General features: G+C 53.3%; 15 protein-coding genes and 1 tRNA gene. 11 read left to right on the plus strand and 5 right to left on the minus strand.

Translation table 11 applies throughout. From position 1 onward, the window contains the following. Positions 1-21 precede the first annotated feature (21 nt). Positions 22-1,059, minus strand: coding sequence for a bifunctional transcriptional activator/DNA repair enzyme AdaA (locus EGT74_RS12175; RefSeq protein WP_123846767.1), 1,038 nt, complete (start codon positions 1,057-1,059; stop codon positions 22-24). Between the two features lie 163 nt (positions 1,060-1,222). Between EGT74_RS12175 and EGT74_RS12180 the strand changes: the two genes are divergently transcribed. Then, the gene (locus EGT74_RS12180) at positions 1,223-1,678 is read left to right on the plus strand and encodes a hypothetical protein (RefSeq protein WP_123846768.1); all 456 of its coding nucleotides are present in this window, start codon (positions 1,223-1,225) and stop codon (positions 1,676-1,678) included. A 9-nt stretch (positions 1,679-1,687) separates the two neighbouring features. Here the strand turns inward: EGT74_RS12180 and EGT74_RS12185 are convergent, their stop codons facing one another. Further along, on the minus strand, positions 1,688-2,287 hold the full coding sequence (locus EGT74_RS12185; protein ID WP_123846769.1) for a DUF6630 family protein: 600 nt from the start codon (positions 2,285-2,287) through the stop codon (positions 1,688-1,690). 131 nt (positions 2,288-2,418) lie between these two features. Between EGT74_RS12185 and EGT74_RS12190 the strand changes: the two genes are divergently transcribed. The 4 genes from EGT74_RS12190 to EGT74_RS12205 all read left to right on the plus strand — a co-directional run bounded on the left by EGT74_RS12190 (position 2,419) and on the right by EGT74_RS12205 (position 10,573). Next, a complete protein-coding gene (locus tag EGT74_RS12190; protein ID WP_123846770.1) occupies positions 2,419-3,255 on the plus strand; it encodes a VOC family protein in 837 nt (278 codons plus the stop codon). Positions 3,256-3,574: 319 nt separating this feature from the next. After that, entirely contained in the window at positions 3,575-4,831 is a 1,257-nt protein-coding gene (locus tag EGT74_RS12195; RefSeq protein WP_158618110.1) for a glycoside hydrolase family 2 TIM barrel-domain containing protein, read from the plus strand. A gap of 4 nt (positions 4,832-4,835) precedes the next feature. Beyond that, a complete protein-coding gene (locus EGT74_RS12200) occupies positions 4,836-8,603 on the plus strand; it encodes a glycosyltransferase family 2 protein (protein ID WP_123846772.1) in 3,768 nt (1,255 codons plus the stop codon). A gap of 236 nt (positions 8,604-8,839) precedes the next feature. Further along, entirely contained in the window at positions 8,840-10,573 is a 1,734-nt protein-coding gene (locus EGT74_RS12205; protein WP_123846773.1) for a tetratricopeptide repeat protein, read from the plus strand. A 132-nt stretch (positions 10,574-10,705) separates the two neighbouring features. Here EGT74_RS12205 and EGT74_RS12210 read toward each other — a convergent pair. Continuing rightward, positions 10,706-10,777 (minus strand) — tRNA-Glu (locus EGT74_RS12210). A gap of 143 nt (positions 10,778-10,920) precedes the next feature. Here EGT74_RS12210 and gap point away from each other — a divergent pair. Beyond that, positions 10,921-11,937, plus strand: coding sequence for a type I glyceraldehyde-3-phosphate dehydrogenase (gene gap, locus EGT74_RS12215; RefSeq protein WP_123846774.1), 1,017 nt, complete (start codon positions 10,921-10,923; stop codon positions 11,935-11,937). A gap of 89 nt (positions 11,938-12,026) precedes the next feature. Next, on the plus strand, positions 12,027-13,223 hold the full coding sequence (locus EGT74_RS12220; protein WP_123846775.1) for a phosphoglycerate kinase: 1,197 nt from the start codon (positions 12,027-12,029) through the stop codon (positions 13,221-13,223). A gap of 198 nt (positions 13,224-13,421) precedes the next feature. Here the strand turns inward: EGT74_RS12220 and EGT74_RS12225 are convergent, their stop codons facing one another. Beyond that, positions 13,422-14,792, minus strand: coding sequence for a dipeptidase (locus EGT74_RS12225; RefSeq protein ID WP_123846776.1), 1,371 nt, complete (start codon positions 14,790-14,792; stop codon positions 13,422-13,424). A 259-nt stretch (positions 14,793-15,051) separates the two neighbouring features. Continuing rightward, on the minus strand, positions 15,052-15,516 hold the full coding sequence (locus tag EGT74_RS12230; protein ID WP_123846777.1) for a response regulator: 465 nt from the start codon (positions 15,514-15,516) through the stop codon (positions 15,052-15,054). A 324-nt stretch (positions 15,517-15,840) separates the two neighbouring features. On the opposite strand from EGT74_RS12230, the gene EGT74_RS12235 reads away from it, so the two are divergent. The 4 genes from EGT74_RS12235 to EGT74_RS12250 all read left to right on the plus strand — a co-directional run bounded on the left by EGT74_RS12235 (position 15,841) and on the right by EGT74_RS12250 (position 18,781). After that, positions 15,841-16,425 carry a LemA family protein gene (locus EGT74_RS12235; RefSeq protein ID WP_123846778.1) on the plus strand — a complete coding sequence of 195 codons (585 nt, stop codon included), beginning with the start codon at positions 15,841-15,843 and terminating at the stop codon, positions 16,423-16,425. 105 nt (positions 16,426-16,530) lie between these two features. After that, the gene (locus EGT74_RS12240; protein ID WP_123846779.1) at positions 16,531-16,986 is read left to right on the plus strand and encodes a TPM domain-containing protein; all 456 of its coding nucleotides are present in this window, start codon (positions 16,531-16,533) and stop codon (positions 16,984-16,986) included. A gap of 28 nt (positions 16,987-17,014) precedes the next feature. Continuing rightward, a complete protein-coding gene (locus EGT74_RS27260) occupies positions 17,015-17,800 on the plus strand; it encodes a TPM domain-containing protein (protein ID WP_123846780.1) in 786 nt (261 codons plus the stop codon). A 36-nt stretch (positions 17,801-17,836) separates the two neighbouring features. Beyond that, positions 17,837-18,781: a DUF1835 domain-containing protein gene (locus EGT74_RS12250; protein ID WP_123846781.1), complete on the plus strand. Its 945-nt coding sequence runs from the start codon at positions 17,837-17,839 to the stop codon at positions 18,779-18,781. Positions 18,782-18,808: the final 27 nt, after the last annotated feature.

An 18,808-nucleotide genomic window follows, 5' to 3' on the forward strand; every position in this document is an offset into this window, starting at 1 on the left:
GTGAAGATGTTTCATAGATCCTCATCTGTTTGCCTTTTCAAAATCGAGCAGCCACTTTTTCCGGTAAATACCGCCGCCATAGCCGGTCAGGCTGCCGTCTTCGCCCAGCACGCGGTGGCAGGGAATGAGGATGGAAATCCTGTTCATGCCGTTGGCACCAGCCACGGCCCGTATCGATTCGGGCTTATTCAAGGCCTGCGCCTGTTTTTTATAAGAGCGGGTAGTGCCGTATGGGATGGTCTGAAGCATGTCCCATACCGATTGCTGAAACTCCGTGCCCGGTGCGAAAAGCGGGACGGAGAAGTGTTTCCTTTCCCCTTCGAAATATTCATGCAACTCCTGCTCCAGTTGTTCAAAATGGGGATGGGGGGCCTGGATGATGTTGGCGTTGAGTAATCGTGACAACGTTTTCAGTTCTGTTTCGAGCATTTTCCGGTCGGTGAACTCCAGCAGGCAGATACCCCGGTCTACAGCGCAGGCGAACATGGTGCCCAACGGTGTTTCGAGGCGGGTCATATTGATCACCTGTTTGTTTTTGCTGTTGGAGGGAGATACCCCGAAAATGGCTTTAAACGAATCGCTGAAACCACTCAGTGATTCATACCCCGCGTCAAACGCAGCGGAGGTGACCGGTTCCCCGTTCTGTATTTTTTTGAAAGCGGAGTTGATGCGGAACATCCGCTGGTATGCCTGGAAAGTGATACCATGGGTTTTCAGGAACCACCGCCTTATTTTGCTGGGCTCCACTCCCCGGGCAATAAGATCGCCATCTTTGAACTTCAGCGACGGGTCGGCGCTCAGTTCGTCGAGCACGGCTTTCACAAAGCCGGGCGTTTCTCCTTTTTTCTCCAGCGGCCCGCATACCTTGCAGGGCCGGTATCCCTTTTTCAGCGCCTCGCAGGTAGAGCCGAGGAATTCCACATTTTCAAGCTTCGGCTTCCGCGCAGTGCAGGTAGGCCGGCAAAAGATGCCGGTGGTTTTAACGGCTGTTATAAACGTACCCTCAAAGGAAGCGTCTTTTTCCACGATGGCCTGATACATTCTTTCCCTGGTAAGCATTGTCTGTTATTTTGTTCAAAGGTAAAAGCGCGTACCGCTCCCGGCAACCGGAAATTGAACAGGTATTTTTTTGTAAAGTGATGGACTGTATCCATTGAAGCGCCCGTTAGAACAGATGAACCGGCCAACTGTTCCTGCTAAAGTTCCGTAGAATCCGCTAATTTTGAACAGACCCTACAACAAAAACATTATGCAGATCATCAACAAACAAATGGACGGGCAGGTCCTGAAAGGAGAAGTGCTGCTGCCGGGACGCGCACAGGTGATACAGGTGGCATTTGAACCGGACGAGGAAATACAGGCGCCTGACGATGAATTTTATGCATACCTCATCAGCCGGGCAGCCGCCTTCGTCGCTTCCCTGAGTCCTGAAGCTGAAATGGCCGTAAAGGAACAGGTGTCTGCCGAAATCACGGATGCCGCCTACAGCCAGGACGATGAGGCGCCCATCGGTGATGCCTATGCACAACTGCGCGATGACCTGCAGTTGCAGCAGATTTCATTCTTCCCGGACGATATGGTATGGACGTACAGTGCAGGCACCATCTTCGCCGGCAATATCATCTCTGTGCAGATCGGGTACGATTTGGAGATCATCGAGGTAATGGTGCTGGATTGACATACCGGCTCAGATGTAATCCTTCTCCACGGTCAGCAGCGCATTGCCGTCCTTGTCGAAAAGCATCTTTCCGCAGTTCTCGCAATAATCGTCTGCCGGCGCCGGTTCCGACCGCCTGAGCTGCCATACGTTCATGCTGCCGCAGGTGCAGTTTATCGTGTATAATACTTCGCCGGTTTTCTGGCCGAAGGGCGCCACATTCCAGTATGCATCCTTCGCTTTTTTCAGTTCCTTTGCTACCTTGTCGGGTGCCAGCAGGATGTAATACGCGTCATTCTGCCGGTCGAGCTGGCAGATTACAAAACCTTCTTTCTTGAGGCCTTTCTGGAAATATTGCAGCAGCAACGGAACGGCATCGCCCCTTTCCGGCTGTTTCTTCTCCAGCTGCGCATATGCGCCTTCCGCATCAACTATGGCTTTACTGCCAAACTGTTGCAGCCTGTGCCGGAGAAAGTCGGCGATCCGGGAGTTTTCTTCCTCCCCCGACCAGTCGACCACCAGGACTATTTTTTCTTTTAATAGATGATCTAACAGGTCGGCATCGGAAGCTGTTTTGGGCAACGCGGTAATTTCCTGCGGGGACATCAGTTTTTCCAAGGGTTTATACATGAGGTTTCCTTTATGGGTAACGAATTGTCAGCAATATAATATTTTACGGCAGTTTTTGGCCGGCCGTATGGCACTAAACTTGGTGCCTTTCCATATAAGAACATCTGTTTGAAAACCTAAATCACCGCATCATGAAAAATAGCAAAACGGCCAACGTCCGTTACATTGTAAATAACGTGGCCGAGGCGATACCGTTTTACAGGGACCTGTTGGATTTTGAAGTAGTCATGCATCCCGCACCGGGATTTGCCGCCCTCACCAGGGGAGCGCTCCGGCTGTACCTCAATCAGCCCGGCGCCGGCGGAGCGGGACAAAAATTGGCGGATGGCGCTTCTCCCGGCCCGGGCGGCTGGAACCGCATGCAGATCGAAACGGATAACCTCCGCGGTATTTATGACGAACTGCAGCAAAAAGGAGCCACCTTCAGAAACGGCATCATCGAGGGGCAGGGTGGCAATCAGGCGCTGCTGCAGGATCCGTCCGGCAACCTGATCGAACTGTTTGAGCCTAAAAAGCCGGAAACCGTTGAGCCCATCCCCGAAGGTTTCCATACCGTTACGCCGTTTCTGCTCGCGGACGATGCTGCCGCACTGATGACGTTCATCGAAAAGGCATTCGGCGGCGAAGTGATGCATGTAACAAAGTCTGGCGACGGCCTGATACGCCACGCCACAGTAAGGATAGGTGACTCGCATATCATGCTGGCCGACGGTACCGAATCGTACAAGTCAGCACCGGCCATGCTGCATTTATATGTGCAGGACGTGGATGAATGGTACCACCAGGCATTAAGCGCAGGAGCCCGGTCGATAAGGGAGCCCGAAGACCAGTTTTATGGCGATCGCTCGGCCGGTGTGGAAGACGCATGGCACAACCAGTGGTGGATGGCCACGCATATCGAAGATGTAAGTGATAAAGAAATGAAAAAACGGGAGGAAGGCTTCAGGAAAGAAGCAGGCGTGAAGTGAGCATCGTGTGGGATTCCTCCCGCCCGGATGTTAATGCGCCGGCGGGTGCATTAACATCCGGGTATTATCCCCCGAACCCTGAAAATATCAACCCCGGAAGACGACGATCGCACGATTAACAAAACACTATTCAAACAAGTAACAAGAACCTCTCCGGCCCGTCGCAACTCTACTATTTCCCGTAATCTTTTAAACCCGGCCTTTCTCTACTTTTCCTGCAGAACAAAAGAATATGAAATTCCGAGGGAGGTTGATATGGATCTGCATCCCGGCCGTCTTAGCATTAACATTTGCGTTGTTTTTTGGACCCTTGCTGCTTTTGGAGCGACATTCATATGATGCCCCTGACAGGAAAAAGAAGGTTTTCATCAGCCGGGAAGCCAACAGGTATGTGCTTTACCGCAACGGGCAACCGTTCACGGTGAAGGGCGCATCGGGGAATGCTTTGCTGGAGGAGCTGCACCGGGCCGGCGGTAACACTATCCGGACCTACGATACGGTGGGGCTGGGCGCCGTTCTCGATGAAGCGCAGCGCAACCACATCGCGGTCATTGCCGGGCTGCCCATCCCTTACAGCGATTACCTGGACGATTTTTACAAAGACGGGCGGAAAGTGGAGGCGATGTACGAAGCATACAAAAAAATGGTGGCGCGGTACAAAGGCCATCCGGCGTTGCTGATGTGGTGCCTGGGGAATGAACCGGGGATGACATGGAAACCGGGTTACGATGCTTTTTATGATGCCTATAACCGGATGCTGGAGATGATCCACGCCGTCGACCCCGATCACCCCGTGACTACTACCATGCCTAATTTAAACATCGTGCAGATCATGATGATCCGGAGAAAGATACCGGCATTGGATCTGATTTCATTTAACACATTCGGCAAACTCGAAAGGCTGAACAAGCAGCTTGACCGTTTTGCGTGGTTATGGGATGGGCCGTTCCTCATCATGGAATGGGGCGCGTACGGGCCCTGGGAGTCCGAAACAACGGCCTGGCAGGCGCCGATAGAAAATACCAGCACCAAAAAAGCGGAGCAGTTCCTGACGATGTACCGCCAGCAGATGCCCGCGAAACATCCGCGTTTTTTAGGCGCATTGGCCTTTTACTGGGGCCAGAAGCAGGAAGTGACGCCCACCTGGTTCAGCCTGTTTTCGGAAACCGGCGCGGCCAGCGGCGCGGTGGAAGCATTGCGGAATATATGGAAGGCATCCACGCCAGCGAATGATGCGCCGCAATTGAAGTACATGCTGGTAGACAGAAAGGGCGCCCGCGACAACATCATGCTGATGCCCGCCAGCGAAGCGGAGGCCGAGTTTTTTATGGAAGATCACAACAAATCAAACATCGTAACTGCGCAATGGCAGATCATGAAAGAAGACTGGTACGAAGATGCCCGGAAAAAAAGACCACTGACGAAACTACTGGATACCATCATGCCGGCTGGAAATAATAACAGGTTTTCATTTAAGGCGCCCCGTGCAGAAGGGCCCTACCGGATCTATGTCACCGTTGCGGACGACCGCGGCCATATCGCTACGGCCAACACACCCTTTTATGTAGTGGAATAAAACTATGCAAGCATATACACAGGCCCCGCCCCCCTCAAAGAGCGAACTGCTCTTACTGCGCCTGATGATCCTCATCGGAACCATCAGTCTGCTGTGTTTTCTGTATTGCCTGCTGAACCCGGCCAACATCGGTCACCCGGTGCTGTACTGGATGTTTGTGACGGCTACCGTCTTTACATGTCTGCGCATCCTGCATGAGTGGTATCATTATCTCTTTATTACCGTTCCGGCACCGCCGCCGGCGAAAAAAAACTTTACGGTAGACATACTCACAACATTTTGCCCGGGCGAACCATATGAAATGATCGTGGAAACGCTGAAAGCCATGCAGGCCGTGACCTATCCCCACACTTCCTGGCTTTGCGACGAAGCGGATGATCCTTACCTCAAAGCCGTATGCCGCGAACTGGGTGTGCGGCACGTGACGCGGAATAACCGCCGGGATGCGAAAGCCGGCAATATCAATAACGCACTGCAGTATGCCATGGGCGAACTTTGTGTGGTGCTTGATCCGGATCATATTCCGGCGCCGGGCTTTCTGGATCCCATCGTTCCGTTTTTTAATGACGAAAAGGTGGGCTATGTGCAGATCGTGCAGGCGTACTATAACATTGGCGACAGTCTCATCGCCAAAGGCGCCGCGCAGCAGACTTTCCAGTTTTACGGCCCGATGATGATGTCGATGAACCGATACGGCACGGTGCTGGCCATAGGCGCCAACTGTACGTTCCGCCGCAGCGCACTCGATTCCATCGGTGGTCACGCCGCCGGGCTTGCGGAAGACATGCACACGTCCATGCGGCTGCATGCAAAAGGCTGGAAGTCGGTGTACCTGCCCGCCGTGCTCACGCTCGGCAGGGTGCCTTCCACGTTGTCTGCTTATTACAAGCAGCAACTGAAATGGGCGCGCGGAACGTTCGAGCTGCTGGTGACCGCATTTCCCCGGCTCTTCAAAAAATTCAGCTGGGCGCAACGTTTACATTACTGCACCATCCCCTTCCATTATTTTTCGGGCATCATATTTTTCATCAATTTCCTTGTACCGGTGCTGGCGCTGATGATGGGCGTCATCCCGTTCCGTATGGACCTGGTGACTTTCACTTTTATGGGATTGCCTTTTATCACCAGCACCCTGGCGGTGCGGCATTTTGTACAACGGTGGGTGATGGGGAGAGGGGAGCGCGGCAACCACATGCTCGGCGGTTTTCTGCTGATCGGTACCTGGTGGGTACATATTCTTGGGCTTTATTACACGGTTATCCGGAAAGAGGTCCCTTATATTCCCACGCCGAAAGACGGGCAGGAGGACGATAACTGGCGGCTGAACATACCGAACGCCGCTGTAGCGCTGGTGACGTTTGTGGCTATCCTGTACGGGCTGTACATCGAATGGAATCCCTACACCTGGATGATGGCCGGCATTGCCAGCCTCAACCTGGCGGTGATGCTCCTGAATATTGCCATCAGCCGCCAGAAAGACTTTCAGTGTTTGAGAGAGAAGGTCAGGGTGGCGCGGCGGAGTTTCATTTATTATAAATTCCTGAAGCAGCAGTTCTGGAACGTAAGGCACACGCTGTATGCAGGGTTGCGCCTTTTTGCTTTTCCCATCATCCTGTTCATCTCTTTTTTCACGATGTATTTTTTCGGGAACGCGGGCCTCATGACGTCGGGGCCGCTGGAAGAAAAAAGCCGGCAGCAGGTTTTTTATGTCGGGTTGTTCAATCCTGTTACCGACGATGGTGTTACCGCGATATCCGAGGTGCGTAAGCTGCAGCAAACCTTCAACGCGCATGTCAGCATCGTTTCGCTGTATATTCCCTGGGGCGATGAATCCCGTAGCAGCATACCGGCTCACCTTGCCGATGCCATCTACAGGAACGGGTCGGTGCCGCTGATCACCTGGGAGCCTTGGGCGTCGACATTCCGGCAGTCGGCCGCCCATCCGGAGTTGCAACAGGAAAAAGGCATCTTCAGTCATATCGTCAAAGGAGAATTCGATGCCTACATCCGGGAGTTCGCCCTGCAGATAAAAGCGCTGAACAGGCCGGTGTACCTGCGTTTCGCCCATGAGCCGGATAACCCGGCATACCCCTGGTCCCCGTCAGGCGGCAACACGGCAGAAGATTTTAAGCAGGCGTGGCGGTACGTGCACGACCTGTTCATCCGGAACCGCGTGTACAACGCCATCTGGGTATGGAATCCCTGGAAGCCCGAAGCCGCCGAACGTTATTTCCCGGGCAGGGCGTACGTCGACTGGATAGGCGTGACGGTGCTGAATTATGGTGCAGCGTATGGCGGCGGTTATTCATTCAGTCAATTGTACGAGCCTTTCCATGGCAAACAGCTCTGGCGGTCGGGATTGCCGGTGATGGTGGCGGAAGGCGGGGCGCTTCGTTCGGAGCAGAACCAGGCGCAGTGGATGGACGATGCATTAAAAGCCGTGACCGGGCGTTTCAGGGAGATCAAAGCATTCGTACTGTTCAACACGCCCGTTGATCATCATATTCCCGGCGGCGGAGGTGCTTCATCGCTGGACTGGTCGCAGAACGATGCGGGTCATTTTTTCAGTGCGGTAAAACAACTGGATGGCGGCGCGCGGTTGCCGGTGAAAACGCTTGGCTATAGCGGGTTGCCTGCGGGCGACAAAAAACGGCGCCTGCAGTGGGCCGATACGATTGTCGGCGTCAATTACCAGAAAGGCGGCAACTGGTTCCGGAACCTGCATACCCTCACCCGGAAAGAAGCGGCCCGTGATTTTTCCGAAATGCGCAGCATTGGCGTCAACACCATCAGGCGCTGCGGTCCCGGTGTTTATGAAACGAATATCCTCGCCGCCGCAGCCAATACCGGCATGAACATACATTACGGTTTTTCATTGCCGCTCATCACCGATGCTGTCGCGGATGCCGGAGCATTACAGGAACAGGCGGACGATGTGCTGGCGGTTGTGCGCCGGCTGAAGCGCCGCAGGGAAATCAGCGCCTGGTACATCACCAACACCTCTTTCCGCCTGCTGCAATACAGGTATTACAAACCCGCGTACCTGTATCAGCAGATGGAATATGCCCGCTGGCTGAAGCAGTTGGTAGCGCGCATCAAGGCGGAAGATCCGGCGCGACCCGTTGTGATGGATGTGGAAGCAGGGGAGGACGTGGTTGATTTTGTGCAGTGGCTGGATGATGAGATACCGGGGATAGATGCCTTCGGGATACAGGTGCCACCCGATGGTTGCGGGCTGGCGCAGCTCCCTGGCGTGACTGCGCCTCATTTTATCAGTTCCGCTTCCGTAGCGCATTACGACCAGGTGAGGGAGGTGGTGCCGGGAGCGTTTATGGAAGCCTGGCAAGACCAGGAAGCCGTCAATAACCTCTCGTTCAACGGCCTGCTCGATCATCAGGGGAGATGTAAACCCGCCTTTTTTCAATTCCGGCAACTGCTGCACCCGGCCGCACCGCAGGTGAAACTGCCGCCGGTGAAGATTCTTCGCCCCGCCGTAGCTGCAAAAGAAGGCAGCCGGCTGGAATACCGGGCCGTGGTGCGTTATGGGAAAAACTGGAAACTGGCCGGGGCGGCGCTCGCCGGGCTTACGTACGAGTGGCATCTGGTGCGGATGGACAGGAAAGGGAAGCCCATAGCGATGCAAAAGCTAGGGGAAGGGCCGGACATGGCGGTGGATATTCCCTTTAACCCCGCCGCGTACCGGCTGTACCTGACTGCTGCACGGGGCAACCGCGTGGTTACGGCCACCGCTTCGCTGCATACACCGCTGTAAGCGAATGACCGGAGCAGGCAAATGGAAACCTGAATAGTGCATTTCCAGATTCTTACGTAATTCTTCAGCAGGCTAAGCGATACCGGGCTGGAAATATCAGCCGTAAGCGGAATATTCGTACATTAGAAGTAGTGGAAAGAGGATTGCCAGCCGGAGATACCCCGCCGGATACCCCGAATGTATGTAGATGCCGACCACTCCAAAATATACTGTCACTTTCGCAAATCGCATCCGTTATGAAACAATGCTGCTTCGTACTAATTCCGCTATTTTTCTTTTTTGCCTGCAAGAACCGCACTGGCTCGAAAGAGCGTCAGTCGTCGGATAAAGTTTCCCAGTCCGTCGGCTGTTATGTTCCGCGTACCAACGACAAGGACTGGTATACTTCCGGAAAGAAAGCGCCCCTCTTTGAAGGGCTCGGGGGTATTGATTTCAGGATTTCAACGTCCGTTGAGGCTGCACAAACATACTTTAACCAGGGAATGATGCTGGCTTATGGGTTTAACCATGCGGAAGCGGCCAGGTCGTTTTATGAAGCAACGCGGCTTGATTCTACCTGCGCCATGGCATATTGGGGCTTTGCGTATGTTTTGGGGCCCAATTATAATGGCGGAATGGAAGAGGATAATTTCCAACGTGCCTACGAGGCTGCCGTTAAAGCACAGTCGCTTTCCAAAAACTGCACGCCCAAAGAAATTGCGCTGATCGGGGCATTGGCCGCCCGGTATGTAAAACAGCCGCCGGCGGACCGCAGCCCCCTGGACATTGCCTATGCTTCGGCGATGAAAAAGGTATATACCCGGTTTCCTTCCGATCCGGATATAGGGGCATTGTATGCAGAAGCAGTGATGGACCTTCACCCATGGGATCTCTATGATAAAAAGACAAAAGCGCCCAAAGCATGGACGCCCGAAGTGCTCAGTGTATTGGAGCACCTGATGAAGATCCATCCGCAGCATCCCGGCGCGCATCATTTTTACATACATGCCCTGGAGGCTTCCGCTACTCCGGAAAAAGCGCTGGCCAGTGCAAGGTTGCTGGAGACATTGGTACCGGGGGCAGGCCACCTGTTGCATATGCCTTCGCATATTTACATCAATACCGGCGATTATCACCTCGGGTCGCTCTCCAATATACGCGCGGTGGAGGTGGACAGCATTTATACGACGGCATGTCATGCCCAGGGTGCCTATCCTTTGGGGTATTTCCCGCATAACTACCATTTCCTGGCGGCTACCGCAACCCTGGAAGGCAATGCAAAGCTGGCCTGGGAAGCTGCGCGGAAACTCCGGGAGCATACTGCTGAAGACGTCATGCGTATGCCCGGGTGGGGGACGTTACAGCACTATTATACCATTCCACTCTATATAGCGGTAAAATTATCGATGTGGGACACGATTGCTGCGGCCCCATCGCCGGAAAGAGATCTCGTATATCCCCGGGCCATCTGGCATTACGCCAGGGGCATGGCTTTCCTGGGAAAGCATGATGCCGCACGTGCCAAAAAAGAAATGGATAGCCTGAATGTATTGGCTGCCGACACCACCCTGCAGGATCTGACTATCTGGAATATTAATACCTGCGCCGATCTTGTACAGATTGCCGCGAAGGTGCTGTCGGCGGGCATAGCTTTGCAGCAGGGGGAATCGGGGCGCTCCGTTGCTTTGCTGAAAGAAGCGGTAGCCATGGAAGATCTTCTCAACTACAACGAGCCGCCGGACTGGTTTTTCTCGGTACGGCACCATTTGGGGGCGGTGTTGCTCAAAGCGGGAAAACATAAGGATGCGGAGGAAGTCTATCGCCAGGATCTGAAGACCTGGCGGAAGAACGGTTGGGCATTGAAGGGCTTATACAGGGCTTTGGAGCTGCAAAACAGGAATGATGAGGCCCGTGTAGCGCACGCGGCTTTTGACGAAGCGTGGAAGTATGCAGATATGAAAATTAATTCTTCTTCGAGTATGACCGATTAGAAAGTACTGCTATATGTACTCCAGTCCGCTGGCCTGGGTCGAGAAAATCCTCTCCAGGCACCCCGTTTTCGTAAGCGCGATCGGCCTGTAAAAGAAAAAGGGTTGCCCTTGATGAGCAACCCTAACATTCAGTACCGCGTACGGGAGTCGAACCCGTCATTCCTCCGTGAAAGGGAGGCGTCTTAGCCGATTGACCAACGCGGCATTCCCTCATTTGGGATTGCAAAGGTATAATCCATTTTAGAATTTCCAAAAAAATTTTACTTAACGCAAATATCTGTTGATTAATACCGGCAGAGCATGTATTTTCGCCTTTCGATTTTTTCATCTACAAACTACAGTGTAAAATGGGAACGACTCTCAAAATTGGTATTAATGGCTTCGGGCGTATCGGCCGCCTGGTGTACCGTCAGATTTATAACATGCCCGGTATTGACGTAGTGGCTATCAACGACCTTACAAGCCCAGCCGTTTTAGCGCACCTGCTGAAATATGACTCCGCACAAGGTAGATTTGGACAGGAAGTGAAGCACAGCGACAATTCCATCTCCGTAAACGGGGAGGAAGTGAAAATATATGCCCAGAAGGACCCTTCGCAGATTCCGTGGAAAAACCACGACATCGATGTGGTGATTGAATGTACAGGGTTCTTTACCGATAAAGCAAAAGCAGAAGCACACATCACCGCCGGCGCAAAACGCGTGGTGATTTCCGCTCCCGCTACCGGTGACCTGAAAACCGTTGTTTACAATGTAAACCACAACATCCTGGATGGCAGCGAAACCGTGATCTCCTGCGCTTCCTGCACCACCAACTGTCTGGCTCCGATGGCCCAGGTGATGAACGAAAAATTCGGCATCGTTACCGGCCTGATGACCACCATTCACGCTTACACCAACGACCAGAACACCCTGGATGCTCCGCACCCCAAAGGTGATCTGCGCCGCGCCCGCGCTGCAGCCGCCAACATCGTGCCCAACAGCACCGGCGCCGCTAAAGCCATCGGCCTCGTTCTGCCCGAGCTGAAAGGTAAACTGGATGGTAACGCGCAACGTGTTCCCACCATCACCGGCTCCCTCACCGAGCTCACCACCATCCTCAGCAAAAAAGTAACTGCCGAAGAAGTGAACGCTGCCATGAAAGCCGCTTCCAATGAGTCTTTCGGTTATACTGAAGACGAAATCGTAAGCTCCGACATCATCGGTATCAACTTCGGTTCACTGTTCGATGCCACCCAAACGAAAGTAATGACGCAGGGCGACATCCAGATGGTGAAAACCGTTTCCTGGTACGATAACGAAATGAGCTATGTGTCTCAACTGGTGCGTACTGTAAAACATTTTGCAGGCCTGATCAGCAAATAAGCGGATCTCCCGATATTGCCAACCCTCCGCGAAACGCTGATTCAGCGCCAGGCGGAGGGTTTTTTCTTACCATTTCTAAATTCTTCACAATGAGCAAGTTCTCAAGCCACTCCTTCAAAGGCCAGAAAGCCCTGATCCGCGTCGACTTTAACGTTCCCCTCAACGATAAATTCGAAATCACCGACGATAACCGCATGCAGGCTGCCGTGCCCACCATCAAAAAAATACTGGCGGACGGTGGCGCCGTGATACTCATGAGCCACCTCGGCCGCCCGAAAGACGGCCCTACCGATAAATATTCCCTTAAACACCTGGTATATCACCTGGTCAGCCTGCTGGGCGGTACCACGGTAAAATTCGCGGAAGACTGCGTGGGCGAAGCTGCCGAAAAAGCCGCTTCCAACCTGCAGATGGGCGAAGTGCTACTGCTCGAAAACCTGCGTTTCCATAAAGAAGAGGAGAAAGGCGACAAAGCTTTCGCCGAAAAACTCTCCAAACTGGGCGACGTATATGTAAACGACGCCTTCGGTACCGCACACCGCGCGCATGCCTCCACAGCCGTGATCGCTGAGTTTTTCCCCGGCGATAAAAAGATGTTCGGCCTGCTGATGGAAGCGGAAACGCTCAGCGCCGAAAAGGTACTCCACAGCGCAGAGAAACCCTTCACCGCCATTCTCGGCGGCGCCAAGGTGAGCGATAAGATCCTGATCATCGAAAATCTCATGAACAAAGCCGATAACATCATTATCGGCGGAGGTATGGCTTACACCTTCCTGAAGGCGCAGGGCAAAGAAATCGGCAACTCCCTCGTGGAAAATGATAAACTGGACCTGGCGCTGGAGCTGCTGGCGAAAGCCAAATCACTGGGCGTTCAGCTGCTCATTCCCGAAGATTCCATCGCGGCGGACAAATTCGCTGCCGACGCCAACACGCAGGAAGTAAGCAACGACAATATTCCCACCGGCTGGATGGGCCTCGATATCGGTAAAAAATCCATCGCGAAATTCAGCGAAGTGATCGCCGCATCCAAAACCATCCTCTGGAACGGCCCCATGGGCGTGTTCGAGATGCCGGCTTTCCAGGGCGGTACCAAAGCCGTGGCCGATGCCATCGTGAAAGCAACGGAAGCAGGCGCCTTCTCCCTCGTGGGCGGTGGCGACTCCGTAGCAGCGGTCAATCAGTTCGGGCTGGCCGATAAGGTAAGTTATGTATCCACCGGCGGCGGCGCCATGCTGGAGTACTTTGAAGGAAAAGTGCTGCCGGGTATCGCGGCCATCAAATCATAAAGCCATCGGTTCATAAAAGAAAAAGGCGCCCAGATAGCCATCGGGGCGCCTTTTTTATGCTGTTTAGCCATTTCCGCAATGCGGGTGGGAATAAAGATTGATTTCATTTGACCCATTCCGCGGCTGCGAAACAACCTGCTCATTGCCGCAGGAATAAAGAACTGATTTTCCCCAAGCACCTAGAAACAGGAAATGGGTTTATTTGCTCATTTCCGCAAAATACTGGTGGAAATAAGGAATGGTCTCAATCCCTTTGTAGAAATTCTCCAGTCCGTATTTTTCGTTCGGTGAGTGGAGGTTGTCGCTGTCGAGCCCGAAGCCCATCAGTACGGTTTTCAGACCCAGCACTTTTTCAAACAGCGCCACGATGGGAATACTGCCGCCGCCGCGTACGGGGATAGGCTCTTTGCCAAAGGTAGCCGCAATGGCTTTGTTGGCTGCCTTGAATGCCACATGATCCGTAGGCGTTACATATGGAGAACCGCCGTGGTGGGCGCTTACTTTTACTTTGACAGACTTCGGCGCGATTTTCTCGAAATGCGCTTTGAACAGGTCGGAGATTTTCACCCAGTCCTGGTTAGGCACCAGGCGCATGGAAATTTTGGCGAACGCTTTGGATGGCAGCACCGTTTTCGCGCCTTCGCCGGTGTAGCCGCCCCAGATGCCGTTCACTTCCAGCGTCGGGCGGATGCCCGTTCTTTCGATGGTGGTATAGCCTTTTTCGCCCCAGAGCTCGTCCACGCCCAGGTCCTGCTTGTACTCCGCCTCATCGAAGGGAGCTTTATTCAGGTTTTCCCGTTCCGCTGCGCTCAGTTCCTGTACGCCGTCGTAGAAACCGGGGATGGTGATGTGGTTGTTCTCGTCGTGCAGGGAAGCGATCATTTTGGCCAGGATGGTGGCCGGGTTGGCCACGGCGCCTCCGTACACGCCGGAGTGCAGGTCGCGGTTGGGACCGGTAACTTCCACTTCCATATAAGCCAGGCCGCGCAGGCCGGTGTCGATGGAAGGAGTTTCCATGCTGATCATGGAAGTATCGGAAATCAATACCACGTCGGCTTTCAGGCGTTCCTTGTTGTCGTTCAGGAAAATGCCCAGGTTATTGGAGCCCACTTCCTCTTCCCCTTCGATCATGAATTTGATGTTGCAGGGCAGGGTATTGGTTTTGATCATGGTTTCAAAAGCCTTTACGTGCATGTAAAACTGGCCTTTGTCGTCCGCGGAGCCGCGGGCGTATATTTTACCGTCTTTGATCACGGGTTCGAACGGAGGGCTGGTCCACAGGTCCAGCGGATCGGGCGGCTGTACGTCGTAGTGGCCGTACACGAGCACGGTAGGCAGGGAAGGGTCGATGATTTTGTCGCCATACACAATCGGGTGGCCGGCGGTGGGGCATACTTCCACATGGTCGGCTCCTGCTTCCACCAGTCGTTGTTTCACGGCTTCCGCGCAGCGCTTCGTATCCTCGTTGTGCCGGGAATCCGCACTCACAGAGGGAATCCGCAACAGGTCCAGCAATTCGTTCAGAAAACGGTCTTTATGCTGTGCCTGGTAATCTTTCCAAACTTGCATGATTGAGCTATTAAACGTTCACAATGGACGCAATTTAACGGAAAATGCCAGACCGGAAACGAATTGGTCAATAAAATTGATGAGGGGTGTGACGCAATGCCGCTGCTCCGGGTAACGCATCAAATCCCCGGCGCAGGTCATTAACCGGTATGCCGGCGAAAAGCGTTGACAGTATTGCAGGAGCATACCGCAGGCTGGCCATATAACGGATATAGCCTGCTTGTTATCAGGAAAGCGTTGGGGGAATGATATACTGGCGTTATGAAATCAGTTTCTGCCGCAACAGGAACTCGAGTTTCTCATTCACATCGAGGAGTTTCTCGGTCAGCTCGCGGTTTTCCTTGCGGAGAGCGTACACTTCATAGGCCTTTTCGATGTTATGTCGAAGTTCTTCGTCGTTCCAGGGTTTGGAGAAGTATTTATATACCTGGCCCTTGTTGATGGCGTCGATCACTGCATTGATATCGGCATACCCGGTCAGCAGGATGCGGATGGGCTCAGGATATTTGGCCAGTATCGATTCAAAAAATTCAATCCCCGTCATCTTGGGCATACGCTGGTCCGAGATAATGATGTGAAATTCATGATCTTCCAGCAATTTGTAAGCGTCTTCAGCCGATTCTGCCGTTTGTACCGTATAAATCCTCCTGAAAGACGCCTTAAATGCATTCAGGTTATGTATCTCATCATCGATATAGAGGATGTGAATGTGTTGTGCACTCATTATTAACGCAGTAGAGTAATGTAATTTAATAAAAATAAATGAGTTCGTAAAATCGAAGAACTGCTTAAAAAAACATGTAGTTGCATTCCAGTAACTGAACACCGTCATGGTTAGTCCACAAAACCAATGCCGGTAAAATCCATGTCAAACATAGATATTTTTTGTTATCCGGCATGCAATTTTTAGACGATTGCTATTACTTAATTCGTAACCGCTGGAAGTAGCCGGTTTATCGCTGCCGGATTAAACCTTGTTTTGCGCTTTCCGTTATTTCTTGTAGGTTTGATTATACCCTTTCCTAACTTTATTAAAAAAAGATAGAATATGAAAACAGGCATCATCGTGATCATTGTACTGGCACTTTTAACAATTTTCGGGTGCAACAAGTACAACGGGCTCGTGAAGAAAGAAGAATCAGTACAGAAAGCATGGGGGAATGTGGAGACCCAGTATCAGCGCCGGGCCGATCTGGTCGACAATCTGGTAAACACGGTGAAAGGTTCCGCCAATTTCGAGCAGGAAACCCTCACCAAAGTAATCGAAGCGCGTTCCAAAGCGTCTTCTGTTCAAATCAATCCCGGTGAACTCACTCCTGAAAAAATCGCACAATTCCAGCAGGCGCAGGGCGAACTGAGCGGCGCGTTGAGCCGTTTGCTGGTAACGGTGGAAAAATATCCGGAACTGCGCACCACGGAACAGTTTCAGACGCTCATGGCGCAACTGGAAGGCACGGAAAACCGTATCGCCGTAAGCCGTAACGACTTCAACGCATCGGTAAACGACTTTAACAGCAGTGTGCGCACTTTCCCCAATAATGTGATCGGCGGTATGTTCGGATTCGCCGCAAAAGGCTACTTCAAAGCAGCCGAAGGTTCCGACAAGGCGCCGAAAGTAGATTTCGGTAAATAAACTGAACGGATCAGGTATTGCGGATGGACAGCCGGCGCACGAAACATGTGCCGCCCGCCTGCCATCTGTAATACCTGATTTGCAATAGTGAAATTCAATATTCCCATGAGCCTATTTTCATTCAGGAAAAAAGAACTCTTCAACGAAGAGGAAAGAAACAGGGTCATCCAGGCCATCCGCCAGGCGGAGCGCCTCACCTCCGGCGAAATCCGGTTGTTCGTGGAAAACCGCTGTGAATACGTAGACCCCATGGACAGGGCCAGGGAAGCATTTTTATCGCTGGGCATGGACAAAACCAAACAAAGGAACGCCGTACTGCTGTACATCGCCCTGCGCGACCACCAGTTTGCCATCCTGGGTGACCAGGGGATTCATGAAAAAGTAGGCACCGATTTCTGGCAGCGGGAAGCCATGCTGCTCAGGGAGCATTTTTCATCCAACAGGATCATCGAAGGCATAGAAGTATGCGTGAAGGAGATCGGAGAATCCCTGTTGCATTATTTCCCCTACGAATCCGGCGACGCCAACGAACTGCCGGACGATATCGTGTTCGGGAGATAAATTACACTGATTCATAAGCAACAAAGAAATGAAGTTTTTCCGCTGGTTATTGATATGGAGCATCGTACTGATCGGGAACGCCGCCCTCGGGCAGGACATTCCCGCCAAGCCTAATCCACCGCGCCTGGTCAACGACTTTGCCCAGGTGCTGCTGCAGCCCGAAGTGGATGCACTGGAAAGGAAGCTGGTGGCATACGACGACAGTACCTCCACACAAATTGCCATTGTGCTGGTAAAAACCACCGGCGATTACGACGATTTTGAATACGGGCTGAAGCTCTTCCGCGACTGGGGCATCGGCCAGGCGAAAAAGAATAACGGTATCCTGATACTTGTGGCGGTGGGAGACCGGCGCGTGCGCATCATCACCGGCGACGGCATGGAAGGTTCCATCCCGGACGCGATTGCCTTCGGGATCGTCGATAAGATCATTAAACCGGCTTTCCGGGAAGAACATTATTATCAGGGCCTCGATGCCGCCGTGGATAAACTCATCCTGGCGGCAGCGGGCGAATATACCGGTGTGCCCCGCAGCAAAAAGGGGCCCGGCGGCGGTAACATCCTCGGCATTATCATCATTATCATCATCCTGCTCATCCTCTTCGGCAGGGGCGGTGGCGGGCGCGGCGGCGGCCGTGTGATCAGCCGGCGGGGCGACAGCGTTTTCGGCGGCATCCTCGGCGGTATGATCGGCAGCTCGCTGGGCGGCGGTGGTGGAGGTTTCGGCGGAGGCGGCGGAGGAGGCTTTGGTGGCGGCTTCGGCGGTTTCGGCGGAGGTTCCAGCGGTGGCGGCGGCGCCGGCGGCAGCTGGTAATGCAGTGGAAATTCTTCACTCCTAATAGCTTTTATCATGCGATGCTTACATGTGCTGAATGGCGATGCTACCCGTGAGGTGTTTGATCAGGCGGGTATTTCCGGCGAAAAAACGGTGTGGCGCGAAATGCTCTGCGAAGGCAAAACGCCCGCTACAACGGATATACAGCTGTTTTTCGAGGAAAGGGCGGCTTACCTGCAACAGCAATACGGCATCGACCGCGACGCGTATATGCGCGACCTGCCCGAAACCCTCCGGCGGCTGAATGAGGCGGCAACGTATGATGAAATCGTTCTCTGGTTTGAATTCGACCTCTTCTGCCAGGTCAATCTTCTTTTTGTATTGTATTATCTCGACCAGTTGTCGGTCGATCTTCCGCCGGTCAGCCTCGTGCAGCTCGACCGGCATCCCGACGTGCCCGGCTTCCGCGGTATGGGCATGCTCAAGCCGGAACATCTCGCGCCTTTGCTGGAGCAACGGGTGCAACTGCAGCCGGACGACTGGCAGCTGGCATTGCAGGCCTGGGAAGCATACCGTCACGACGATCCGCAGATCGTGGAAACGCTCAGCAGCCGCAGCCCGCGCAACCTTGTCTATCTTGGCAAGGCCCTCACCGCGCACCTGCAGCGCCTGCCGGGTACCACCAACGGGCTCAATGCCATCGAGCATTTTTTCCTCGACCGCCTCACTATCGGCAGGCTCAGCGAACAGGCCCTCTATTACCAGTTCTGGAATGAAATGAAAATATACGGCTTCGGCGATTTTCAGCTCGACGTGTGCATCCAGCGCATGCAACGCGCAGGTGTGCTGGAACGGGAGAACAATATGGTCAGCATTACCAGTCTTGGGAAAGAAGTGCTGGCCGGCGAAGAGAATTACCGCTCCTTCGCCTCGCAGGAAAACCTCTGGCTGGGCGGCATTCCCCTGGCGCATACACCCTGGCGGTGGGATAATGACGAGGGCCGTGTAATTCATACCTGAGCAAAGCAACCCTGCAAGGCGTTCGCC

The organism is Chitinophaga lutea (genome assembly GCF_003813775.1).
GTDB classification, from domain to species: Bacteria; Bacteroidota; Bacteroidia; order Chitinophagales; family Chitinophagaceae; genus Chitinophaga; species Chitinophaga lutea.